1 protein-coding gene is annotated in these 1,348 nt (G+C 59.6%); it reads right to left on the bottom strand.

Going from position 1 to position 1,348, the window contains the following annotated elements:
• Window position 1: 1 nt before the first annotated feature.
• Window positions 2-1,348 (bottom strand): hopanoid biosynthesis associated radical SAM protein HpnJ (gene hpnJ, locus FQ755_RS00010; protein WP_144150083.1); only part of this gene is annotated, 1,347 nt, incomplete at its 5' end.

The following is a 1,348-nucleotide window of genomic DNA, read 5'->3' as shown; positions in this document are numbered from 1 at the left end:
ATCAGGCTTCGTGAGCGCGCAGGAACCGGAAGAACTCGACGCCTTCGCGCAGGCGCCGCTTCATCATGTCCCAGCTCATCAGCATCTCGCGCACAATCTCCCAGATTTTCGAGGGCCGGAAATAGAAGCGCTTATAAAAGCGCTCCACATGGTGATAAATCTCTTCGCGCGAAAGATGCGGATAGCCGATGGCAGCAAGCTGCACGCCTTCCTTGCTGACGAGATTGATGACCTTGTTCTCTTCCATCCAGCCGTTTTCCACCGCCTGCCGGTAAAGCGTCGTGCCCGGATACGGCGCGGCGAGCGACACCTGGATCGTGTGCGGATTGATCTCTCTGGCGTACTCGATGGTCTTTTCGATCGTCTCCTGGGTCTCGCCCGGCAGACCCAGAATGAAGGTGCCGTGAATCTTGATGTCGAGCTTGCGGCAGTCTTCGCTGAAACGCCGCGCGATATCCGTGCGCAGCCCCTTCTTGATGTTCAGCAGGATCTGGTCGTCGCCCGATTCATAGCCCACCAGCAGCAGACGCAGGCCGTTTTCCTTCATGATCTTCAGCGTCGCGTAAGGCACGTTCGCTTTCGCGTTGCAGGACCACGTCACGCCGAGTTTGCCGAGGCCGCGGGCGATCTCTTCGACGCGCGGTTTAAAGTCGGTGAAGGTGTCGTCGTCGAACATGATCTCCCTGACTTCGGGCATGTTGTCGCGAATCCACTTCACTTCTTCCAGCACGTTTTCCACCGAGCGGGTGCGGTAGCGATGACCGCCCACCGTCTGCGGCCACAGACAGAACGTGCACTTCGAACGGCAACCGCGGCCCGTGTAGATCGAGACATACGGATGCTTCAGATAGCCGATAAAGTAATTGCCGATCTTCAGGTCACGCTTGTAAACCGGCGCGACGAACGGCAGTTCGTCCATGTCTTCGAGAATCGGACGTGCCTCGTTGTGTTCGATCGAGCCATCCGCCGCGCGATAACTCAGGCCCTGGATCTGCGCGAGCGGTTTGCCCGCCGCGACTTCCTGGCAGGTGAAATCGAATTCCTCGCGGCAGACGAAATCGATTGCGTCGCTCGCCGTGAGCGAATTGTGCGGATCGACGGCCACCTTGGCGCCCACCATACCGATCATGACCGACGGCTTGCGCGCCTTCAGGTCCTGCGCAAACATCGCATCCGTGGGAAACGACGGCGTGCTGGTATGAATGATCACCAGCTCATACTGCTGCGCAATTTCAAGCGCCGCGTCCACCGACAAACCATCCGCCGGCGCATCGAGCACGCGGCTCTCCGGCACCAGGGCCGCCGGTTGCGCGAGCCAGGTGGGATACCAGAAGGAGCGGATCTCGCG

The sequence above is a fragment of the Paraburkholderia sp. BCC1885 genome (assembly GCF_900996235.1).
Classification (GTDB): domain Bacteria; phylum Pseudomonadota; class Gammaproteobacteria; order Burkholderiales; family Burkholderiaceae; genus Paraburkholderia.
Note: the sequence above shows the minus strand (reverse complement) of the source record. Positions and strands in the feature narration are given on the sequence as shown.